This window comes from Streptomyces sp. NPDC026575 (assembly GCF_055567415.1).
On the sequence record NZ_JBVHQM010000032.1, the window covers coordinates 1 to 20,880 of the forward strand.

Annotated in this window: 21 protein-coding genes and 1 pseudogene; 7 read left to right on the forward strand and 15 right to left on the reverse strand. The window is 72.4% G+C overall.

All coding sequences use genetic code 11. The features are described 5' to 3' along the window. From ACZ4NB_RS32505 to ACZ4NB_RS32515, 3 genes and pseudogenes are all read right to left on the reverse strand, one after another. Window positions 1-470: pseudogene (locus ACZ4NB_RS32505) on the reverse strand (two-component sensor histidine kinase); the annotation flags it as partial. Window positions 471-942: 472 nt separating this feature from the next. Continuing rightward, a complete protein-coding gene (gene nagB / locus ACZ4NB_RS32510; RefSeq protein ID WP_467666630.1) occupies window positions 943-1,725 on the reverse strand; it encodes a glucosamine-6-phosphate deaminase in 783 nt (260 codons plus the stop codon). Between the two features lie 251 nt (window positions 1,726-1,976). Beyond that, window positions 1,977-2,750, reverse strand: a complete 774-nt coding sequence (locus ACZ4NB_RS32515; RefSeq protein WP_467666631.1) for an SDR family oxidoreductase — start codon at window positions 2,748-2,750, stop codon at window positions 1,977-1,979. A gap of 142 nt (window positions 2,751-2,892) precedes the next feature. Here ACZ4NB_RS32515 and ACZ4NB_RS32520 point away from each other — a divergent pair, with 142 nt between their 5' ends. Together ACZ4NB_RS32520 and ACZ4NB_RS32525 are read left to right on the forward strand one after the other, a co-directional pair. Then, window positions 2,893-3,522 carry a TetR/AcrR family transcriptional regulator gene (locus ACZ4NB_RS32520; protein ID WP_467666632.1) on the forward strand — a complete coding sequence of 210 codons (630 nt, stop codon included), beginning with the start codon at window positions 2,893-2,895 and terminating at the stop codon, window positions 3,520-3,522. 329 nt (window positions 3,523-3,851) lie between these two features. Continuing rightward, complete coding sequence (locus tag ACZ4NB_RS32525; RefSeq protein ID WP_393493590.1) at window positions 3,852-5,324, forward strand: sensor histidine kinase; 1,473 nt, start codon at window positions 3,852-3,854, stop codon at window positions 5,322-5,324. 291 nt (window positions 5,325-5,615) lie between these two features. On the opposite strand, the gene ACZ4NB_RS32530 is transcribed toward ACZ4NB_RS32525, so the two are convergent. Both ACZ4NB_RS32530 and ACZ4NB_RS32535 read right to left on the reverse strand, forming a co-directional pair. Beyond that, window positions 5,616-5,873, reverse strand: a complete 258-nt coding sequence (locus ACZ4NB_RS32530; RefSeq protein ID WP_003983230.1) for a WhiB family transcriptional regulator — start codon at window positions 5,871-5,873, stop codon at window positions 5,616-5,618. Window positions 5,874-6,192: 319 nt separating this feature from the next. Further along, window positions 6,193-7,176 carry a diacylglycerol/lipid kinase family protein gene (locus ACZ4NB_RS32535; RefSeq protein WP_467666633.1) on the reverse strand — a complete coding sequence of 328 codons (984 nt, stop codon included), beginning with the start codon at window positions 7,174-7,176 and terminating at the stop codon, window positions 6,193-6,195. Window positions 7,177-7,271: 95 nt separating this feature from the next. On the opposite strand from ACZ4NB_RS32535, the gene ACZ4NB_RS32540 reads away from it, so the two are divergent. Beyond that, window positions 7,272-7,742, forward strand: coding sequence for a hypothetical protein (locus ACZ4NB_RS32540; RefSeq protein WP_467666634.1), 471 nt, complete (start codon window positions 7,272-7,274; stop codon window positions 7,740-7,742). 753 nt (window positions 7,743-8,495) lie between these two features. Here ACZ4NB_RS32540 and ACZ4NB_RS32545 read toward each other — a convergent pair. The 4 genes from ACZ4NB_RS32545 to ACZ4NB_RS32560 all read right to left on the reverse strand — a co-directional run bounded on the left by ACZ4NB_RS32545 (window position 8,496) and on the right by ACZ4NB_RS32560 (window position 11,045). Next, window positions 8,496-9,455: an RNA polymerase sigma factor SigF gene (locus ACZ4NB_RS32545; RefSeq protein WP_467666706.1), complete on the reverse strand. Its 960-nt coding sequence runs from the start codon at window positions 9,453-9,455 to the stop codon at window positions 8,496-8,498. A gap of 43 nt (window positions 9,456-9,498) precedes the next feature. Further along, window positions 9,499-9,912: an ATP-binding protein gene (locus ACZ4NB_RS32550; protein WP_003985353.1), complete on the reverse strand. Its 414-nt coding sequence runs from the start codon at window positions 9,910-9,912 to the stop codon at window positions 9,499-9,501. 291 nt (window positions 9,913-10,203) lie between these two features. Next, on the reverse strand, window positions 10,204-10,692 hold the full coding sequence (locus ACZ4NB_RS32555) for a GNAT family N-acetyltransferase (protein WP_467666635.1): 489 nt from the start codon (window positions 10,690-10,692) through the stop codon (window positions 10,204-10,206). A gap of 92 nt (window positions 10,693-10,784) precedes the next feature. Then, window positions 10,785-11,045 carry a UBP-type zinc finger domain-containing protein gene (locus ACZ4NB_RS32560; protein WP_467666707.1) on the reverse strand — a complete coding sequence of 87 codons (261 nt, stop codon included), beginning with the start codon at window positions 11,043-11,045 and terminating at the stop codon, window positions 10,785-10,787. A gap of 135 nt (window positions 11,046-11,180) precedes the next feature. Here ACZ4NB_RS32560 and ACZ4NB_RS32565 point away from each other — a divergent pair, with 135 nt between their 5' ends. Next, window positions 11,181-12,782 carry a Na+/H+ antiporter gene (locus tag ACZ4NB_RS32565; RefSeq protein ID WP_467666636.1) on the forward strand — a complete coding sequence of 534 codons (1,602 nt, stop codon included), beginning with the start codon at window positions 11,181-11,183 and terminating at the stop codon, window positions 12,780-12,782. 28 nt (window positions 12,783-12,810) lie between these two features. Here the strand turns inward: ACZ4NB_RS32565 and ACZ4NB_RS32570 are convergent, their stop codons facing one another. The 3 genes from ACZ4NB_RS32570 to ACZ4NB_RS32580 all read right to left on the reverse strand — a co-directional run bounded on the left by ACZ4NB_RS32570 (window position 12,811) and on the right by ACZ4NB_RS32580 (window position 14,811). Continuing rightward, window positions 12,811-13,743 carry a 1-aminocyclopropane-1-carboxylate deaminase/D-cysteine desulfhydrase gene (locus ACZ4NB_RS32570; protein WP_467666637.1) on the reverse strand — a complete coding sequence of 311 codons (933 nt, stop codon included), beginning with the start codon at window positions 13,741-13,743 and terminating at the stop codon, window positions 12,811-12,813. 59 nt (window positions 13,744-13,802) lie between these two features. Continuing rightward, window positions 13,803-14,393: an N-acetylmuramoyl-L-alanine amidase gene (locus ACZ4NB_RS32575; protein WP_467666638.1), complete on the reverse strand. Its 591-nt coding sequence runs from the start codon at window positions 14,391-14,393 to the stop codon at window positions 13,803-13,805. A gap of 184 nt (window positions 14,394-14,577) precedes the next feature. Next, window positions 14,578-14,811 (reverse strand): hypothetical protein, encoded by a 234-nt coding sequence (locus tag ACZ4NB_RS32580; RefSeq protein ID WP_467666639.1) that lies wholly within the window; start codon window positions 14,809-14,811, stop codon window positions 14,578-14,580. Window positions 14,812-14,890: 79 nt separating this feature from the next. On the opposite strand from ACZ4NB_RS32580, the gene ACZ4NB_RS32585 reads away from it, so the two are divergent. The 3 genes from ACZ4NB_RS32585 (at window position 14,891) to ACZ4NB_RS32595 (ending at window position 16,879) form a co-directional block, all read left to right on the forward strand. Beyond that, window positions 14,891-15,634 (forward strand): helix-turn-helix domain-containing protein, encoded by a 744-nt coding sequence (locus tag ACZ4NB_RS32585; protein WP_467666640.1) that lies wholly within the window; start codon window positions 14,891-14,893, stop codon window positions 15,632-15,634. 10 nt (window positions 15,635-15,644) lie between these two features. Continuing rightward, window positions 15,645-16,574, forward strand: coding sequence for a glutaminase (locus tag ACZ4NB_RS32590; protein WP_384433933.1), 930 nt, complete (start codon window positions 15,645-15,647; stop codon window positions 16,572-16,574). Window positions 16,575-16,651: 77 nt separating this feature from the next. Then, entirely contained in the window at window positions 16,652-16,879 is a 228-nt protein-coding gene (locus ACZ4NB_RS32595) for a hypothetical protein (RefSeq protein ID WP_393493521.1), read from the forward strand. A 50-nt stretch (window positions 16,880-16,929) separates the two neighbouring features. On the opposite strand, the gene ACZ4NB_RS32600 is transcribed toward ACZ4NB_RS32595, so the two are convergent. From ACZ4NB_RS32600 to ACZ4NB_RS32610, 3 genes are all read right to left on the reverse strand, one after another. After that, on the reverse strand, window positions 16,930-17,361 hold the full coding sequence (locus ACZ4NB_RS32600) for a VOC family protein (protein WP_467666641.1): 432 nt from the start codon (window positions 17,359-17,361) through the stop codon (window positions 16,930-16,932). 104 nt (window positions 17,362-17,465) lie between these two features. Continuing rightward, the gene (locus tag ACZ4NB_RS32605; RefSeq protein WP_467666642.1) at window positions 17,466-18,404 is read right to left on the reverse strand and encodes a beta-ketoacyl-ACP synthase III; all 939 of its coding nucleotides are present in this window, start codon (window positions 18,402-18,404) and stop codon (window positions 17,466-17,468) included. A 137-nt stretch (window positions 18,405-18,541) separates the two neighbouring features. Further along, window positions 18,542-20,821: a heavy metal translocating P-type ATPase gene (locus tag ACZ4NB_RS32610; protein WP_467666643.1), complete on the reverse strand. Its 2,280-nt coding sequence runs from the start codon at window positions 20,819-20,821 to the stop codon at window positions 18,542-18,544. Window positions 20,822-20,880 lie beyond the last annotated feature (59 nt).

Below are 20,880 nucleotides of genomic sequence, written 5' to 3' on the forward strand. Positions count from 1 at the left end.
TCCGAACCCGCCACCCGCTGCGCCGTCCGCGTGATCCGCCCCAACGGCGCCAGCACCCGCCCCGCCATCGCATAACCGAACGCGAACGCCACCACGGCCAGCCCCACCAGGGCGATCAGCGAGCGGTGCAGGAAGGTGTTCAGCGCCAGTGTGCGCTGGTCGTGGAGGCAGTCGCCGATCGCCGCGTTGATCTCGCCGGCCGTGCCGACCGACGGCAGGTCGGGGCAGCCGATATTGCCCACCCTGACGTTGCTGCCGAAGATCCTGATCTCGGGGGTGCCGTCCTTGAGGGTGTCGGCCGCCAGGAAGTAGATGATCGTCAGCAGCACGATCCCCGCCATCAGGAACATGCCGCCGTACAGCAGCGTCAGCCGTATCCGGATGGTCGGCCGCAGCCACGGTGCCGGCCGCCGGCGCGGCTCGGCGCTCCGGGTGGCCCCAGGGCTACTGGGCGCCTCAGGGTCCTCCAGGGGCTTCGGGCTCCCGGTGGGCTTCGGGCTCCTCGTGGGATCCGGAATCCCCGTGGGTTTCGGACCATGGGCGGGTTTCGGAGGCACGGTCGACGGCGCGGGCTGCCGGGCAGAGGCGGCCACGGCGCTCAGCCCCGACGCCCCGGCGCGGCGGGTACGGCGACGGAATCCTCGACGACGGGTGAGCGCACGGCTGATCCTTCCTCAGGTACCTCAGGGCGCACGACAGTTGCCGCGCCTCACCCATCCTGCTCAAAGAGGTCATAAACCGGCAGTAAGCAGGGAATCGCCGCCCGACCGGACACACCGGCCGAGCCGCTCCATCGCGAGAGGTACCGAGTGGCCCGCCTCCGGCCCCGGCCGCCCTGGCACGCCGTGGCCGGGGGCGCGGAGGCTGGAGGGACCGGAGAGACCGAAGAGACCGGAGAGACCGGAGAGACCGGAGAGACCGGAGAGACCGGAGAGATGCGCCCTACAGTCCCTGCCACTCCGGCTTGGCGGCGTAGGTGGCGCGGAAGTAGTCGGCGAGCTTCAGCTTGGCGGCCGCGGCCTCGTCGACGACGACCGTGGCGTGGGGGTGGAGCTGCAGCGCCGAGGCCGGGACCAGCGCGGCGACCGGGCCCTCGACGGCGTGCGCCACGGCGTCCGCCTTGCCCTCGCCCGTGGCGAGCAGCACCAGGTGGCGGGCCTCCAGGATGGTGCCGATGCCCTGGGTGATGACGTGGTGGGGGACCTCGTCGAGGCTGTCGAAGAACCGGGCGTTGTCCTCCCGGGTCTGCTGGGTCAGCGTCTTGATGCGGGTACGGGAAGCCAGCGACGAGCAGGGCTCGTTGAAGCCGATGTGCCCGTCGGTGCCGATGCCGAGCAGTTGGAGGTCCACCCCGCCGGCCTCGCCCAGCGCGCGGTCGTACGCCTCGCAGGCGGCCGGCACGTCCCGGGCCGTGCCGTCGGGGCCCATGAAGGAGTCCTCGCCGAGGCCGAGCGGCTCGACCACTTCGCGCAGCACCACCGAGCGGTAGGACTCCGGGTGCCCGGCAGGCAGGCCCACATACTCGTCGAGCTGGCAGATACGGGCCCGCGAGGCGTCCACGGCACCGGCCCGGACCTTCGCCGCCAGCGCCTCGTAGATGGGCAGCGGGGTCGAGCCGGTGGCCACACCGAGCAGCGCGTCGGGCTTGCGGCGCACCAGGGTCGCGATGGCCTCCGCGATCAGCTCGCCGCCCGCCCTGGCGTCCGGAACGATGACAACTTCCACGCTTTGGCCTGCCGTTCTGGAGAGTGGACTCATATGGTCATGTGGTATAGACCAATCTATCAGAGGGTGGGCATCCGGTCCCGGCGGCGCCCGCGAACGATGTGACACGATTCCCCGTCCTTCCGGCGACGGGAAGGCCACCGGAAGGCCACCGGAAGACCACCGGAACGGGTGCCGCCGGGAGGATGAGGGCGAGGGGCGGCCCGGAAGGCGTCCAGGCCGCGAGCCCCCCGAGATCGGGCCATCGGCCGTCAGAGCAGGACGCCTCCCGTCGCGTCGATCCACTGGCCCGTCACCCAGCGGCTGTCGTCCGAGGCCAGGAAGGCCACGACGTCTCCGATGTCGTCGGCCTGCGCTATCCGGCCCAGCGGGGACATCTCCGCCAGTCGCCGCTGCGCTTCGGTGTTGGCCTCGCCCCTGAGCCAGCCGGCGTTCATATCGGTGTTCACCGCCCCGGGCGCCACCGCGTTCACCGTGATCCCGCGCGGCCCCAGGTCCTTGGCGAGCGTCGAGGTGAACACGTCGAGCGCGCCCTTGGTCATGGCGTAGGCGATCAGCTCGGGCTTGGCCGCGCCGCGCGTCAGCCCCGTCGAGGTGTTGATGATCCGCCCGCCGTCCCGCAGGCGGGACAGCCCCTGCTGGACGATGAAGAACGGCGCCTTGGTGTTGACCGCGAAGAGGTGGTCGAAGTCCTCCGCCGTCACCTCGCCGATCCGCTTGAGCGTCCCGTCCACGGCCTTGTTGATCCCGGCGTTGTTGACCAGGATGTCCAACCCCTCGGCCTGCTCGTCGAACGCGGTCCACAGCGCTTCGGCGTCTCCCGGCGCGCCCAGCTCCGCCCGGACCGCGAAGGCCCGGCCCCCCGCCGCCTCGATCGCCGAGACCGTCTCCTTGGCCGCGGTCTCGTCGCGGCCGTAATGCACGCCGACCCGCGCGCCGTCCCTCCCCAGCCGCTCCGAGATCGCCCGGCCGATCCCCCTGCTGCCGCCTGTGACCAGTGCCGTCCTGCCGCTGAGCGCGCCCATGGCCGTGCCCCTCCCTGTTCGTGCGTGCGCGCGTCCGTGCAGGCGCGCGCCCCCTGCTCCCGAGCGATCCCGCATTTTTGTATCGCTCGCTACAGAAAAACCGTAGCACGCGTTCCGTACCGACCGCTATAAAATTCCTCCCATGGCGACCAAGGAAACGAAGCAGCGCGGCCGGCCCCGGTCCTTCGACCGCGAGACGGCGTTGGAGCGGGCGGTCCGGTCCTTCTGGGAGCAGGGCTACGAGGCCACGTCCATCGCCGACCTCACCCGCGCCATGGGCATCAGCGCCCCCAGCCTCTACGCCGCCTTCGGCGACAAGCGGGCGCTGTTCGACGAGGTCGTCGCCGAGTACGGGCGGCTCTACGGAGGCTTCATCTCCCGCGCCGTGGCCGAGGAGCCGACCGCCCGCCGCGGCGTCGGACGCGCACTGCGCGAGGCCGCGGTCGAGTACACCCTGCCCGGCCGCCCGCGCGGCTGCCTGGTCATCAGCGCCGCGCTGAACATCTCTCCCGCGTCCGTCGAAGTCGCCGACTTCCTGCGGGAGATGAGGCTGTCGAACATCCGGGAGATCGCGAGCGCCATCCGGGCGGACATCGCCGCGGGGGAGCTCCCGGCCGACACGGACGCCGGCGCGCTGGCCGGCTTCGTGGGCGCCGTCATCCAGGGCATGTCCCAGCAGGCGCGGGACGGTGCGGCGGAGGCGGAGCTGGCGTCGATCGCCGAGCTGGCGATGGCGGCCTGGCCGCGGACGGCGAGCGGCGCGACGGCCTGAGGCCCCTTCGAAAACACCCGCGGGCCGCGGCGCCGGGACAGGACCCTCAACCTGTCCGGCACCGCAGCCCGGAGCTGACATCGGCCGGCCCCGCCTTGCGGGCGGGGGGTGTCCCCATGTGCGGTAGGGGCGCCACCCCGTCCTGGGGCCGGTCGATCGGAGGCCTTGGCGCAGTCAGGGCAGAGAGCGCCATCGGCCTCGTTCCGCTCTCCTGTGCGGGGAGAACGGAGGTCTTTTCTGAATTCTGGACTAGACCATTCTTACTTGTCCATGCCCGTGCAGGCACAACACATACACCGTACGCCGGTAGGCTCCAAGACGTGCCCTCCATGAACGATCTCGTCCGCCAGCACACCGCTCTGAGCGACTCCGACCTCGAGTGGCTCCATCTGCTGGTCTCGGAGTGGCAGCTGCTCTCCGACCTCTCCTTCGCCGATCTCGTGCTGTGGGTCCCCACCCTCGACGGCACCCGCTACGTCTCCGTCGCCCAGATGCGCCCCAACACCGGGCCCACCTCCTACCAGGACGACATGGTGGGCCATCTCGTTCCCCGGGGGCGCCGTCCGATGCTGGACTCCGCCTTGGATGAGGGCCGCATCGTACGCGAGGGCGACCCGGAGTGGCGAGAGGAAGTTCCGGTCCGGGTGGAGTCCATTCCGGTGCGCCGCGAGGGCCGGGTGCTCGGCGTGATCGCCCGCAACACCAATCTGCTGACCGTGCGCACCCCCAGCCGGCTGGAGCTCACCTACCTCCAGAGCGCCTCCGACCTCGCCCAGATGATCGCTGCCGGAACGTTTCCCTTCCCCGGGCAGCAGGTCGACATGGACGCCTCGCCGCGCGCCGGCGACGGACTGATCCGGCTCGACGCGGACGGCGTCGTCCAGTACGCCAGCCCCAACGCGCTCTCCGCCTACCACCGGCTCGGCCTCGCCGCCGACCTGGTGGGCCACCACCTGGGCCAGGCCACCGCCGAACTGGCACCCGCCCGCGGCCCGGTGGACGAGGCCCTGGTCAAGCTCGCCAGCGGCTGGGCCCCCAGGGAGTTCGAGGTCGAGGGCAACGACGGCGTGATCCAGCTGCGCGCCATTCCGCTCAAGCCGAAGGGCACGCACATCGGTTCGCTGGTGCTGCTGCGCGATGTCACCGAGCTGCGGCGCCGCGAGCGGGAACTGATCACCAAGGACGCCACCATCCGGGAGATCCACCACCGGGTGAAGAACAACCTGCAGACGGTCGCCGCACTGCTGCGGCTGCAGTCCCGCCGGATGGACTCCGAACAGGGCCGCGAGGCCCTCAACGAGGCCGTACGCAGGGTCGGTTCGATCGCGATCGTGCACGAGACGCTGTCCCAGAACCTCGACGAGCGGGTCGAGTTCGACGAGATCGCGGACCGGGTGCTGGCCATGGTCGCGGAGATCTCCCCGGGCAAGGTGATCACCCGCCGCACCGGCCGCTTCGGCATCCTGGACGCGGAGGTGGCCACGCCGCTGTCGATGGTGCTCACCGAGGTCCTCCAGAACGCCCTGGAGCACGCCTTCGACCAGGCGGAACAGGGCATCGTCGAGGTCGGCGCGGTACGCGGCGGCAGCCGTACCGAACCGCGGCTGCTGGTCACCGTCCAGGACAACGGCCGCGGGCTGCCCGAGGGATTCGACCCGCACCGCGCCGGCAACCTGGGGCTGCAGATCGTACGGACCCTGGTGGAAGGCGAGTTGGGCGGAAAGTTCGACATGGTGCGGGCGGCCGGCCGCGGCACCCAGGTGGTCCTCGACGTGCCCGTGCGCCCCGAGAAGCAGCACTGAGACCCGGGGCCGTATACCGGGACGGGGGAGCGGCCCGGCGAACCGGGGCGGAAAGCGTTACGGGGAAGCGATACTGCGGACAGCGCGGCGAAGCGTTTTCGAGACCGTACCGAGGCGGAACCGATATCCGCTCCGGCAAGGGAAATGGACCCGGCCCGAACAGCAACAAGCCCCGGACCATACGGTCCGGGGCTCAAAGCTATTGCGATGCGATAACGACCGGGCTATTCAGCGCCGATGGTGCATCGGGTGTACTGCGCGCTGCGGCTCGGGGGCCACGGGGCGGCTGGCTCAGGCGCTGGCGTTGCGCGCCCGGTTGCGAGCTGCACGGCGCTTCATCGCGCGGCGCTCGTCCTCGCTCAGACCACCCCAGACGCCGGAGTCCTGGCCGGACTCGAGCGCCCACTGCAGGCACTGCTCCATGACGGGGCAGCGGCGGCAGACGGCCTTGGCTTCCTCGATCTGCAGCAGCGCAGGACCGGTGTTGCCGATAGGGAAGAAGAGCTCGGGGTCTTCCTCGCGGCAAACGGCGCGGTGACGCCAGTCCATGGCTGCTCCATCTCCTCGTGTGACGGGATCGTTGCTTGTGAATGTGAACGCTTTCACGAATCCCTCCACAAGGGAAGGGCCGATCTCCAGCTGCGAACTGGTGCGGTCCTGTGGAATGAGGAGGGGGTTCGGGCTCTCAAGGGGGCCGTTAAAGCGGCCGTCCCGATCGCCATGAAGAGACTCGCAAACCTCGGCTGCGGATACAACCCCTTCCGGAAACTTTTTTTTGATTCCTTGGTGTCGCCTCGGTCACAGCCGTCATTCCAGGGGGTGGGAACCAGCCTAAACGTTCGAGTGAAAGGACTTTAGGCCCTACTGCTCACACAATCACACGCAGTGCACGGCGAACGCCTGTGAACGTCACACTCGTACGCAGGCCCAGGTGGTCACCGTCCATCTGGAAGGGCAGCGGCACCTGCGAATGCAAGGTGAAGTTCGTGAGGTCGTGAAGTGAGAGCGCGTGCTTGCCATGGGGGCCGCGCTCGGGTGTTGACGTCAGCAGCTGGGTGACATAACGGGCCACCGCGGGGGACGAGAGCTTGCTCAGTGCGAACAGATCCAGCCCGGTGTCGAACGACGCGTCCGGGGACGGGTAGATCGGCCGATTGCCCAGGTAGGACCACGGAGCGGTGTTGCAGATTATGGCCAGCGCCAGGTTCTCGACGAGGTCCGCGGAGCCGTCGTCACCGCCCGGACGTTCGAGGGTGATGACGCCCCGGCGGCGGTTCGCCTCGCCCAGGAACTGCCGTACGACCTGTCGCACGTACAGGGCGTGGGTCGAACGCTTGCCGCGTTCCCGCTGCTGCTCGACCCGGCCGACGACGCCGGCGTCGAAGCCGAAGCCCGCGCAGAAGGTGAACCAGCGCTCCGGTACGCCCTCGTCCTCGGTGCCCGGGGTGCCGGCGGCCAGGCCCAGGCCGATCGTGCGCTCGCTGCCGTCGCGCAGCGCGTCCAGCAGGGCGCCGGTCGCCTCCACGACGTCGTTGGGCAGCCCCAGCGCGCGGGCGAAGACATTGGTGGAGCCGCCGGGGACGACGGCCAGCCGGGGGTGCGAGTCCGGGTCGGGGCCGTTCGCCAGCAGACCGTTGACGACCTCGTTGACCGTGCCGTCGCCGCCGAGCGCCACGACCAGTTCGGTCTCCCCGCCCTCGGTGGCCTGCCGGGCGAGATCGCGGGCGTGCCCCCGGTAGCGGGTCTCGGCGACCTCCAGCTTGAGGTCGCTGGCGAGTGCGTGGGCGAGTACTTCACGGGTGCGGGCACTGGTGGTGGTTGCAGCGGGATTGACCACGAGGAGTGCGCGCATGTGCAGCAGCGTACCTACCTGCTGTTACCGGTCTTGCGCCCCGTCCGGATCCGGGGCGTCCCCGGGCTCCGGGAGGCCGGCGCTACCCTGCTGGGGTGAGCAGTCAGCAGAAACAGTCCGCGCGGCGAGCGGCCGGCGCCCCCGCCGCGGCCGCGCCGAACGAGCCGTCCGGGCCGCGGCCTGCCCGCCTGAGCGCCGCGGCGGCGCTCACCGCGGTCGAGGGGATCGCGCTCGCGGCGCTGGGTGCGTACATGCTGATCATGGGGCTGGTCGGTTCGCCGGACAGTGCGCGGCAGGCGGAGATGGGCGGGCTGACCGTGCTCGCGCTCGCCGCGCTGCCGCTGGTCGCGGCCCGGGGGCTGTGGCTGCGGCGCCGCTGGAGCCGGGGCCCCTCGCTGATCACGCAGATCGTCGCGCTGCCGGTGGCCTGGACGCTGGTCAACGGCGGCGGGGCGCTGATCGCCGCCGGTATCGCGCTGGCCGTCGCCGCGCTCGTCGTGCTCGTCCTGCTGGTCAACCCGACGGCCACCGAGGCACTGGGCATCGGGCCGCGGGAGAACCCGTAGGCAACGCAAGATCGCGAGAGCCCGTGGGCGGTTGGGTGCCTGGGCGGCGCATGACCGCGTAGGCCGCGAGGGACGCCGCGACGCGGAGACCCCGTAGGGGAGGGGCGAACGGATCCCGTAGGGGGTGCGAGGGCCCCCTGCGGGCCACAACAGGGTGCGGGTGGGGCGGTATTCCGCATGGGGTCGGGCGGGGCTGGAGTGAGGCGGGGGTGGCGCTGGAGTGAGGCGGGGCGGCGCTGGAGCGGGTCGGGGAGGGCCGGGTTCCGTACTGCCACCGGGGTCGTGGCTGCGGCTGCGGGCGGTGGGGCCGGGGTCCCGGTGGGGGCGGGTCCCGGTGAGGACGAGGCCCCGGTGAGAACGGGGCCCGGTGAGGGCGGGGCCCAGTGAGGGCGGGGTCCGGTGAGGGCGGGGTCCGTACCGCCTTTGTGACCGTGGCTGGGGGCGGTGGGGTGGCTTTCCCCGTGGGGCGGGGATGGCGCGGGGTGCGCCGGGGCTCGTTCCTCGTGGGAGTGGGAGTGGGCGAGGTCGGGGGCGGGACCCGCGGTGCGGGGCCGGGATCGCATTGCCCATGGGGGCAGGGGTGAACGGTGCCACGCCGGCAGGGCGGCCGTAAGTTCCCCGTAGGGCGCGGCCAGGAAGGGCTCACGGGCAGGACCGGAACGGAACCGTACCCACAGGCGGGGCCAAGGTGGCCTGCACGTGATTGCCGTGATCGTCGTGACTGCCGGCCCCGCCCCCGCGGGCCGTCGTCTGCTACTCCTCCACGAGCAGTTTGTCGCGGAGCTGGGCGAGGGTGCGGGCCAGCAGGCGGGAGACGTGCATCTGGGAGATGCCGACCTCCTGGGCGATCTGCGACTGGGTCATATTGCCGAAGAAGCGCAGCAGCAGGATCTTCTTCTCGCGCGGCGGGAGGTCCTCCAGCAGCGGCTTGAGGGACTCGCGGTACTCCACGCCCTCCAGCGCCTCGTCCTCGGCGCCGAGAGTGTCGGCGACGGCCGGGGACTCGTCGTCCGTGTCCGGCACGTCCAGGGAGAGCGTGCTGTACGCGTTGGCGGACTCCAGGCCCTCCAGGACCTCCTCCTCGGAGATCGCCAGATGCTCGGCCAGCTCATGGACGGTCGGCGCCCGGCCGTGCCGCTGGGAGAGCTCGGCGGTCGCCGTCGTCAGCGACAGCCGCAGCTCCTGGAGGCGACGCGGGACGCGGACCGCCCAGCCCTTGTCGCGGAAGTGCCGCTTGATCTCGCCGACGACGGTGGGGGTGGCGTACGTGGAGAACTCCACGCCGCGCTCCGGGTCGAAGCGGTCCACCGACTTGATCAGGCCGATGGTGGCGACCTGGGTCAGATCGTCCAGCGGCTCGCCCCGGTTGCGGAAGCGCCGGGCCAGATGCTCGACGAGCGGGAGGTGCATGCGGACAAGGGTGTTGCGCAGCTCCGCCCGCTCCGGGGAGCCCTCGGGCAGCTTGCGCAGCTCGTAGAACATCGCCCGGGCGCCGCTGCGGTCCTGCGGCTCCTGGGAATGCTGCTGGTGGTGCAGCTTGTCGTCGGGAGCGGGCGCGTCCTGCCGATGCGCCTGCTGACCCTGCTGCTCGCTGTGGTCCATGTGGTCTGCCCGCTCCGCCTGCTCCGCCGCGTCCAAATGGCCGCCGTGGTCGTCCACTCCCACCGGATGCGGCCGGGCCTGCTGCTCGGGGATGGTCGCACTCGACGCCATCCGCCCGCCGCGTTCGAGATCTTTCACGGGGCCCCCTGTTCGGTCATGACGGTCCGGGACCGGCGCCGCGCTCCTTGTACAGACTGATGGTGACGGTACGGTCCTCGGCGACGGTGGAATCGACCTTGCCGGCGAGTGCGGAGAGCACCGTCCAGGCGAAGGTGTCGCGCTCCGGGGCACGGCCGTCGGTCGTCGGGGCGGACACGGTCACCTGCAGTGCGTCGTCGATCAAGCGGAAGACGCAGCTCAGCACACTGCCGGGGACGGCCTGTTGCAGCAGGATCGCGCATGCCTCGTCGACCGCGATGCGCAGATCCTCGATCTCGTCGAGGGTGAAGTCCAAGCGGGCTGCGAGCCCGGCCGTGGCCGTACGCAGCACGGACAGGTAGGCACCCGCAGCGGGCAGACGGACTTCCACGAAGTCCTGAGTCCCGGGCTCGCCTGCGATCTGGGACACCCTCACCTCCAAGGTGGCACAAGCTGGTTGAGCTGGAATGCGCGATATTCGCGTTGTTCGGGATATTTCGCTCCGGCTCTTTCTCCTGTCGAGTGAAAGGAGAACGATCCGGCGCGGCACATGGTTCGGCTGTGACGCTATCGCGATCTGCGGGCCGGTGTCGCCCGGAAGAGGCACGGCCGCCTCCGGGCGGCAGCCGTCCCGAGGCCGCCGCATGCCTTAGCTGTCACTGATTGTAAAACTGCGGGTACGGACAGTGGCTAGGGGTGTGCACCGTCAAATCGAGGCCGATTACGCTCCGTTGGCGTGCGGGCCGGCTGCCAGGTCGTGCAGTGCCCCTCCAGTGAGCCGGAAGACGGTCCATTCGTCCATGGGCTGCGCACCGATCGACCGGTAAAAACCGATGGACGGTTCATTCCAATCCAGGACTGACCACTCGAAACGCTCGTATCCGCGGTCCACGCAGATCTTCGCGAGGGCCGCGAGCAGCGCCTTGCCGTGGCCGCCGCCGCGCGCCTCGGGGCGGACGTAGAGGTCCTCCAAATAGACACCGTGCGTGCCCGTCCAGGTGGAGAAGTTCCGGAACCACAGGGCAAAGCCCACCGGGGCGCCGTCCGCCTCGGCGATCAGCGCGAAGGCGGCCGGCTGCGCGCCGAAGAGGGCCTCCTTCAGCTGCGGCTCGGTGGCCTGTGCGGCCTCGGGGGCGCGCTCGTACGCGGCCAGTTCGCCGATCATGGCGAGAATGACGGGGACGTCGTCCGGGGTCGCTTCGCGGATCATAGGTGAAGGGTAAACGGACTCCGCCGAATGTCACTCGTCGTTTTGCGCGCACCGCCTCCCGGCCGCTCCGTCCTGCGCGCGCCGGCTCCCGGTCACACCAGCTGCTGGTCGACGAAGCACCAGCGCCAGGAGTCACCCGGCTCGAACGTCCGCATCAGGGGGTGGCCGGTCTCCTCGAAGTGCCCCGTCGCGTGCCGGTACGGCGAGGAGTCGCAGCAGCCGACATGGCCGCAGGCCAGGCACAGGCGCAGCTGGACGGGGTGGCTGCCGACGGCCAGGCACTCCAGGCAGGTGGCGCTCAGCGGGGCCGGTTCGGCGCCCGGCAGGTCGGCGACGTGCGCGCACTCGCTCATGCCGATCCCCCGCTCCGCCCGGCCTCGCGTTCGCGAGGCACGCACCTTCTTGTGATTCGCTCGCTGCACTCACTCATGATGGCCAGGTTAGATCGCCGGGACCGATGGCGACGGGTACGGGGACGGGACGGGCCGATGGCTGTGATGCCGCTGTTTTTGCTGGTCGCGGGGAGCGCCGCGGTGGCCGGGCTGGCGCGCCGGACGCCGGTGCCGGCGCCGCTGCTGCTGGTGGCCGCCGGGCTCGCGGCGTCCGCCATCCCGGGTGTCCCGCACTACCCCCTCGATCCGCACATCGTGCTGCCGCTGGTGCTGCCCCCGCTGCTGCACACCGCCGCCCTGGACAGCTCCTACCTGGACCTGCGGGCCAATCTGCGGCCGGTCGCGCTGCTGTCGGTGGGCTATGTGCTGTTCGCGACGCTGGCGGTCGGCTATGCGGCCTACCTGCTCATCCCGGACCTGCCGCTGACCGCGGCCCTCGTCCTGGGCGCCGTCGTCGCCCCGCCGGACGCCGTCGCGGCCACCGCCATCGCCCGCCGGCTCGGGCTGCCGCACCGGATCACGACGATCCTGCAGGGCGAGTCGCTGGTCAACGACGCCACCGCGATCACCGCGTACAAGGTGGCGGTGGCCGCCGCCGTCGGGATCGGTGCCACTTGGGCCGGCGGGATCGAGGAGTTCGCCCTGGCGTCCGTGGGCGGTATCGGCATCGGTGTCGTGCTGATGGTGCCGCTGCACTGGCTGCGCGTCCGGCTGTGCGAATCGGCGCTGCTGGAGAACACCCTGTCGCTGCTCATCCCGTTCGTCGCCTACGCGGCGGCCGAGCAGGTCGGGGCCTCCGGGGTGCTCGCCGTCGTCGTGGTCGCCCTCTATCTGGGGCACCGCTCCTGGCAGGTCGACTTCGAGACCCGGCTCCAGGAGGAGGCCGTCTGGAAGATGATCTCCTTCCTGCTGGAGTCGGCGGTCTTCGCGCTGATCGGGCTGCAGCTGCCGGTCGTGCTGCGCGGCCTGGGGGAGTTCAGCGGGGCCCAGGCCCTCTGGTACGCGGTCGTGGTGTTCCTCGTCGTGGTCGTGGCCCGCTTCGTCTGGGTCTTTCCCGCGACCTATGTGCCGCGCCTGCTCTCGGCCCGGATCCGCACCCGCGAGCCCGATACGACCTGGACCGCGCCGGTCATCGTCGGCTGGGCCGGGATGCGCGGGGTGGTGTCGCTGGCCATCGCGTTCTCCATCCCGGCCACGGTGCAGGGCGGCGGCCCCTTCCCCGCCCGCAACCTCGTGCTCTTCCTGACCTTCACCACCGTCATCGCCACCCTCGTCGTCCAGGGCCTCACCCTGCCGCCGCTGATCCGCGCCCTGCGGATGCCCGGCCGGGACGCCCAGGCCGAGACGCTCGCCGAGGCCCAGGCCCAGAGCGAGGCCTCGCGGGCCGCCGAGGAGCGTCTGGACGAACTGCTCCGGGACGAGCGCAACGCGCTGCCCGGTCCGCTCGCCGACCGGCTGCGCACCGTCATGGAGCGGCGCCGCAACTCCGTGTGGGAGCGGCTGGGCGCGGTCAACGAGGTCACCGGGGAGTCCGCCGACGAGACCTACCGCCGGCTGGCCCGGGAGATGATCGACACCGAGCGGCGGGTCTTCGTCCGCCTGCGCGACGCCCGGCGCATCGACGACGAGATGATGCGCACGCTGCTGCGCAGGCTGGACCTGGAGGAGGCGGCGGCGTACCGGGAGGGCGCCGAGTAGCCCGGTGGGGCGCCTTGGCGGCGGCACCTCACGGCGTGCCGGTGACGACCGCGGCGACCGTGCTGCCCGGTGGGAAGGCGCCCTCCTCGACCAGCGTGGTCAACCCGTAGAGCAGCTTGGCGACATAGACCCGCTCCAGGGGCAGCCCGTGCCGCGCGGTAAAGGCGTCGGCGAACGCGTCCAGCTGCGGGGTGCTGCGGGCGTATCCGCCGCAGTGGAAGCGGGTCTCCAGCCGCCAGTCGCCGCGCGGTGCCCCGAATGCCGCGCGCTGCAGCTCCTCGACGGTCTCCTGGAGGAAGTGCGGGGTGCCGCCCTTGAGGACGGGGATACCGAGGGCCCGCTGGCCGGGCGCCAGTCCGGCGGCCAGACCGGCCAGGGTGCCGCCGGTACCGCAGGCCACCGCGACCGTGTCCGCGGCGCCGCGCAGCTCCCGGCCCAGTTCCACGCAGCCCTGTGCGGCCGGCGCGTTGCTGCCGCCCTCCGGTATGACGCGGAACGCGCCGAAGCGGTCGTGCAGCGCGTCGAGCACGTCCGCCTCGGTCTTGCGGCGGTAGGCGGCCCGGTCGACGAAGTGCAGCCGCATCCCGTCGGCGGCGCAGCGGGCCAGCGACCAGTTGAGCGGTGCGCCGGCCAGTTCGTCGCCGCGGACCACGCCGATGGTGGCGAAGCCGAGCAGCCGGCCGGCCGCAGCGGTGGCCCGCAGATGGTTGGAGTACGCGCCGCCGAAGGTCAGCAGCGCGCGCTCGCCGGCGGCGGCCGCGGCCCGCAGATTGGGCGCCAGCTTGCGCCACTTGTTGCCCGGCAGGTCCGGATGGATCAGATCGTCCCGCTTGAGCAGCAGCCGTACGCCGCGGCGTGCGAAGGGCTCGTCCTCGATCTCCTGGAGGGGCGAGGGCAGCCGGGGGCGCAGTGCGCGCAGGTCGGGCGGCGGATCGGGGACGGTGCGGGTCACGCGGCCCATTGTCGCGCGGGGGCGGCGGCGCCGGCCCGCCGCCCGCCTTGGGCGAGCGGCGGGCCCGCTCACTTCAGCAGCGCACCGATCCGCTCGCGCAGCGCGTCCATCGTGAAGCCGCGCGGGTCGACCTTGCCCGGCTGCCACTCCAGATGGCCGAGCACCGAGCGCTCGCCCCAGCCGTGCGCCCGGCAGACCGCCGCCGCGGCCTTCTCCAGCGCCGCCAGCTGGGCCTCGGGCCAGGGGTCCTGGCCGTCGCCGAGGTTCTCGCACTCGAAGCCGTAGAAGACGCGATTGCCGTCGGTGTCGGCCTCGTTGTCCGGCGGCAGCCGCTTCTCGGCGATCACCGCGCGCAGCACGTCGCCGTCGCCGAGCCCCGCGTGGTTGGCGCGGCCGCAGCCCACCAGATGCACCGTGCCGTCCTTGGTGATCACGCCGTGGCACAGCGGGCCGGGCAGATCCGGCCGGCCGTCGCGGCAGAGCCGGACGGTGCGCTCGGCGCCGGACGTGCCGGTGTGGTGCACCATCACGCCGTGCACCGGGCCCCAGGCCCCCTTGTCGTCGCGGTTGTGCGTCCTCCAGCCGTCGGTCTCGACGACCCGCAGCCCCTCGGACTTCAGCGCGTCGAGGAACTGTTCGGCGGACAGCGGTCGGGACATGGCCCCACTCCGATGCGTGCGCGGCGGCCGCCGGCCGCGCACCGCCTCCTGCCTCGCTTGTACGGGACGGTCCGGCACCGATGGAGTGGAACGGAATAAAACGGACCGGTCGTTCGGGGCCTGTACGAGCGGTTTCGGCCGCCGCCGCGGGTCCGGCACCCGACCGGCCGGGCGGCTTGGGTGCCTATCCGTGCAGGAACCCGTCGCCGTGTGCGCTGATGTGCGCCTCCAGCGCGGTGAGCGCCGCCTGCGTGGCCTCGGGCGAACCGCTGCCCCGCCGCTCGGCGTAGTACGCGGCGCCCAGCTTCTTCAGCAGGTCGTTGCCGTGCCGGTGCTGCTGCACCTCGTCGACCTTCTGCTTGCCCTGCGCCAGTCCCTTTTGGGCCTGCTCCTTGGCGCGGTCGAGAAACCCTGACATGTGCCACCTCCGTGAGGTCCGTGTCGTAAGGGATCAACGGCGCGGACGGCCGTGGGGTTCCCGTGCCAGGCTGAGGGACATGGGCCGAGAGCGCGACACAGGTGGGCCGCCCGGCGTATCGGGCGGGTACCGGGAGCGGGCGTCCCGGCTGGCCGGCGCGGTGCTGTGGACCACCACCACGACGCCGTCGGCGCGGCCGGTGCTGCCCGACGGCTGCATGGACCTGATCTGGAGCGCGGGCCGGCTGCTGGTGGCCGGCCCGGACACCGGGCCCTACCGCCCCGACGGCGTCCCGCCCGGCACTCGCTACGTCGGGGTGCGCTTCGCGCCCGGCCAGGCCCCGCCCGTCCTCGGCGTACCGGCCCGTGAACTACGCGACCTGCGGGTGCCGTTGACCGACCTGTGGCCCGCCGCCGCAGTACGGGAGCTGACCGAGCGGGCGGCGGCGGCCGGGGAGCCCGGACCGGTCGCCCGGGTGCTGGAGGAGGCCGCCGCGGCCCGTCTGCGGGAGGCGGCCGCACCGGACGGCCGGACCGCCGCCGTCGCCGCGGCGCTGGCCCGCGGCCGCCCCGTCGCCGAGGTCGCCCGCGCCGTGGCGCTGAGCGAACGCCAGCTGCACCGCCTGAGCCTGGACGCCTTCGGCTACGGCCCCAAGACCCTCACCCGAGTGCTCCGGCTCGTCCGCGCGCTCGATCTGGCGCGCCGCGGGACGCCCTACGCCGAGGTCGCCCTGCGCGCCGGATACGCGGACCAGGCGCACCTCGCGCGCGAGGTGAAGTCACTGGCGGGGGCTCCCATGGGGGTGCTGCTCGCCCCGGGTTAGCGTGTCGGTCATGGACTACCAGGCCGTTCTTGAGGAGGTAGCGGCCTACGCCAGGCCGCTGGTGCGACATGGGCGGGTCGCCGACTACATACCGGCGCTGGAGCGGGTGTCGACGGACCGTTTCGGGATCGCGGTCGCCGACATACACGGCGCGGTGTACGGGGTCGGCGACTGGGAGGTGCCGTTCTCGGTCCAGTCGATCTCCAAGACCTTCTCGCTGGCGCTGGTGATGTCGCAGAGCCACGGCGGCCCCGGCGGCGACGACGACATCTGGCGGCGGGTCGGCCGCGAGCCGTCCGGGACGCCGTTCAACTCGCTGGTCCAGCTGGAGGCGGAGAACGGCATCCCGCGCAACCCGTTCATCAACGCGGGCGCGCTGGTGGTCACCGACCGGCTGCAGACCCTCACCGGCGACGCCAGCACCTCGATGCTGCACTTCCTGCGCGAGGAGAGCGGCAACCCCGACCTCGCCTTCGACCAGGCGGTGGCCGACTCGGAGGCCGCGCACGGCGACCGCAACGCCGCCCTCGCGCACTTCATGGCGTCCTTCGGCAATCTGGAGAACCCCGTCCCCAGCGTCATCGAGCACTACTTCTGGCAGTGCTCGATCGAGATGAGCTGCCGCGATCTGGCCGTGGCCGGCGGCTTCCTGGCCCGCCACGGGCTGCGCGCCGACGGCAGCCGGCTGCTGGAGGCCCGCGAGGCCAAGCGGATCAACGCGGTGATGCTGACCTGCGGGACGTACGACGCGGCCGGGGAGTTCGCCTACCGCGTGGGGCTGCCCGCCAAGAGCGGCGTCGGCGGCGGGATCATCGCCGTCATCCCCGGCCGCTGCACGCTGTGCGTGTGGAGCCCCGGACTCGACGCCCGCGGCAACTCGGTCGCGGGCGCGGCGGCGCTCGACCACTTCACGACGCTGACGGGATGGTCGGTGTTCTGACCGGCGCCCACCGGCGGTCGCCTGGCGTTGTGGCCCCCGGTCCGCGGGCGCATCGTATGGGTAGGAGGTGCACCGCCATGGAGCACGAGATTCGCGCCGAGTACGACGAGGGCGTCCTGCCGCACGAGGACACCCCGGTAAAGCTCTGGCACATGACGCGGGTGGGCACCACCACGGCCATGTGCGGACGGGACCTGGCGCCGGCCGCCGCCACCCAGCCGGCCGAGGCATGGGGCACCGGCAGGGCCGAGCCGTTCTGCTTCCTGTGCGGCGCGCACTACCTGCGTGAGCAGTCCGGGAGCTAGGGCCTGTCCGGATGGGTCCTGGCCGGCCCCCACGACCGGCCGGCGGCCCCTCAGGGCGCCTTCTCGGGCAGCGGCGCGAACAGGTCCACGCCCTGGCCGTCCGGGTCCTGTACGACCGCGTAGCGCTGTCCCCAGAACGCGTCCCACGGCGGCTTCTCGCCCGTATAGCCGGCGCCGGTGAGTTCCGCGTAGAGGGTGTCGACCCCGGCGGGGCCGTCGCACTCGAACGCCAGCCCCGTAGGGGTTCCGGCCGGCGGAGGCGTCCAGTCCGGGTCGATGGCGCGGGCGGTGACGTACGAGTCCCACATCAGGCGCAGACCGCCGGGGAGCCGTGCCTCGGCGTGCGGGGCGGCCTCCGACCCGGCGGGGACGTCCAGGCCCAGGCGGCGGTAGAAGGCGAGGGACGCGGCCATGTCGGAGACGACGACGCCGATGGCGGCGAACCGGGGGAACGGGTGCGGGTCCCGTGGGGTGGTGGTCATGGCGCGAGCGTAGGCAGCCCGCCGCACGGCGGTCTTGAACGAATCGGACGTGCCCGGTGCGGGCCGGGGGCGGGCCGGGGGCGGGCCGGGCCGCGCCCCGTGCCTCACGGGCAGCGGATGACCTGGCCCGCGTAGGAGAGGTTGCCGCCGAAGGCGAACAGCAGGACCGGGTCGCCGGAGGAGACCTCCCGGCGCTCGACCAGCTTGGACAGCGCCAGCGGCACCGAGGCGGCGGAGGTGTTCCCGGAGTCGACGACGTCCTTGGCGACCACCGCGTTGACCGCGCCGAGCCGCTCCGCGACCGGCTCGATGATCCGCAGGTTGGCCTGGTGCAGCACCACTCCCGCGAGGTCGGCGGGGGTGATCCCGGAGCGCTCGCAGACCTGGCGGGCGATCGCCGGCAGCTGGGTCGTCGCCCAGCGGTAGACGGTCTGGCCCTCCTGGGCGAACCGGGCCGGCTCGCCCTCGATGCGGACCGCGCCGCCCATCTGGGGGGCCGAGCCCCACAGCACCGGGCCGATCCCCGGCTCCGGCGCGGCGGTGACCACCGCGGCGCCCGCCCCGTCGCCGACCAGCACACAGGTCGTACGGTCCGTCCAGTCGACCACGTCGGTGAACTTCTCCGCGCCGATGACCAGGGCGTTCGTCGCCGATCCGGCCCGGATGGCGTGGTCGGCGACGGCCAGCGCATGGGTGAAGCCGGAGCAGACGACGTTGATGTCCATCGTGGCCGGCGCGTTCAGCCCGAGCTTGGCGGCGACCCGGGCGGCGGCGTTCGGGCTGCGGTCGGTGGCCGTGCAGGTGGCGACCAGGACCAGGTCGATGTCGTGCGGGACGAGGCCGCTGCCGGCCAGGGCCTTGGCCGCGGCGGCGGCCGCCATCGAGTCCACGGTCTCGTCGGCCGCCGCGACATGGCGGGTGCGGATGCCGACCCGGCTGCGGATCCAGGCGTCGTCGGTTTCGACGATCTTGGCGAGATCGTCGTTGGTGAGCACGCCGGAGGGCTGGTAATGGCCGAGAGCCAGGACGCGTGACCCGGTCATGGTTTCCCCTGTACGTGGACGGTCGATGCCTGACCAGTCTCACCCGCCGGCCGCGGCCTGCGGGTGAGCGATCGACCAATGTTCCGGCCCCAGAACTGGAGACAGGCACCAGAACCGCGGCGGCCGCCGGGCGTGGGTCAGCCGTGGGCGGCCGTGCGGACCAGCGGACGGAAGCGGCGCAGCCGCAGGCTGTTGCCGACGACGAAGACCGAGGAGAAGGCCATCGCGGCGCCGGCGATCATCGGGTTGAGCAGCCCGGCCGCGGCCAGCGGCAGCGCGGCGACGTTGTAGCCGAACGCCCAGAACAGGTTCGTCCGGATGGTGCTGAGAGTGGCGCGGGCCAGCCGGATGGCGTCCGCCGCCACCCGCAGATCGCCCCGCACCAGGGTGAGGTCGCCGGCCTCGATGGCGGCGTCGGTGCCGGTGCCCATCGCCAGCCCCAGGTCGGCGCGGGCCAGCGCGGCCGCGTCGTTGACGCCGTCGCCGACCATGGCGACCGAGCGTCCCTCGGACTGCAGCCGGGCCACGACCGCCACCTTGTCCTCGGGGAGTACCTCGGCGATCACCTCGTCGATGCCGACCTCGGCCGCCACGGCCTCGGCCACCGCCTTGTTGTCGCCGGTCAGCAGCACCGGCGTCAGTCCCAGGCCGCGCAGCAGCCGGACCGCCTCGGCGCTGGTGGGCCTGACCGCGTCGGAGACCACCAGGACCGCGCGCGCCGCGCCGTCCCAGCCGACGGTGACGGCGGTGGCGCCCTCGGCCTCGGCGGCCGCCTTGGCGGCGGCCAGCCCGGCCGGCAGGGCCAGGCCCCGGTCGGCGAGCAGCCTCTCGCGGCCCACCAGGACGGTGTGCCCCTCGACGACTCCGTGGACGCCCAGGCCGGGGACGGATCCGAAGTCCTCGGGGGCGGGCAGCGCGCCGATGCGGGACTCGGCGCCGCCGGCGACGGCGCGGGCCACGGGGTGCTCGGAGGCGTGCTCCAGGGCGCCGGCCAGTCGCAGCGCCTGCGTCTCGTCGACGCCCGCGGCGAGGTGGATCCCGGTCAGCGACATCTCGCCGGTGGTGACCGTGCCGGTCTTGTCCAGGACGATGGTGTCGACCTTGCGGGTGGACTCCAGCACCTCCGGGCCCTTGAGCAGGATGCCCAGTTGGGCGCCCCGCCCCGTGCCGACCATCAGGGCGGTGGGGGTGGCCAGCCCCAGGGCGCACGGGCAGGCGATGATCAGGACGGCGACGGCCGCGGTGAAGGCGGCCACCGCCCCGGCGCCGGTGGCGAGCCAGTAGCCGAGGGTGCCCAGGGCGAGCACGATCACGGCCGGGACGAACACCGCGGAGATCCGGTCGGCCAGCCGCTGCGCCGCGGCCTTGCCGTTCTGGGCCTCCTCCACCAGCCGCGCCATCCGGGCCAGCTGGGTGTCCGCGCCGACCCGGGTGGCCTCCACCACCAGCCGGCCGCCCGCGTTGACGGTGGCGCCGGTGACCGTGTCACCGGGGGAGACCTCGACCGGGACCGACTCGCCGGTGAGCATCGACGCGTCCACGGCGGAGGCGCCGTCCAGGACCGTGCCGTCGGTGGCGATCTTCTCCCCGGGGCGTACGACGAAGTGGTCGCCGACCCGCAGCTCGTTCGTGGGGATGCGCACCTCGCGGCCCGCGCGCAGCACGGCGACGTCCTTGGCGCCCAGCTCCAGCAGTGCGCGCAGCGCCGCGCCGGCCTTCCGCTTGGCGCGCGCCTCGAAGTAGCGCCCGGCCAGGATGAAGGTGGTGACCCCGGCCGCGGCCTCCAGGTAGATGGAGCTGCTGCCGTCGGTGCGGGCGATGGTCAGCGCGAAGGGGTGGGTCATCCCGGGCATGCCCGCGTGGCCGAGGAAGAGCGCCCACAGCGACCAGCCCAGCGCCGCGAGGGTGCCCATCGAGATGAGGGTGTCCATCGTGGCGGCGCCGTGCCGCAGATTCGTCCAGGCGGCCTTGTGGAACGGCCAGGCGCCGTACGCCACCACCGGGGCGGCGAGGGTCAGCGACAACCACTGCCAGTACGTGAACTGCAGTGGCGGCACCATCGCCATCAGGACCACGGGGACGGTCAGCACGAGGGAGATCAGCAGGCGCTGCCGCAGCGGGGTGAGGGCGTCGTCCGCCGTGTCGCCGGCGTCGCCGTCGGCCTCGGCGCGGGCCGGTGCGGCGGCCGGCGGCTCGGGGACGGCGGCGGTGTAGCCGGTCCGCTCCACCGTGGCGATCAGGTCCGCGACCGAGACGTCACCCTCGTAGGCCACCTGCGCCTTCGCGGTGGCGTAGTTGACGGTGGCGGTGACGCCCTCCATGCGGTTGAGCTTCTTCTCGACGCGGGCCGCGCACGAGGCACAGGTCATCCCGCCGATCCGCAGCTCGACGTCGCGCTCTCCGGTCACGGTGGTCATGCGTGCTCCTCGGTCTGGTGCGAGTGTGCCCCTCCACTGTCCCAACCTTATACCCCCTA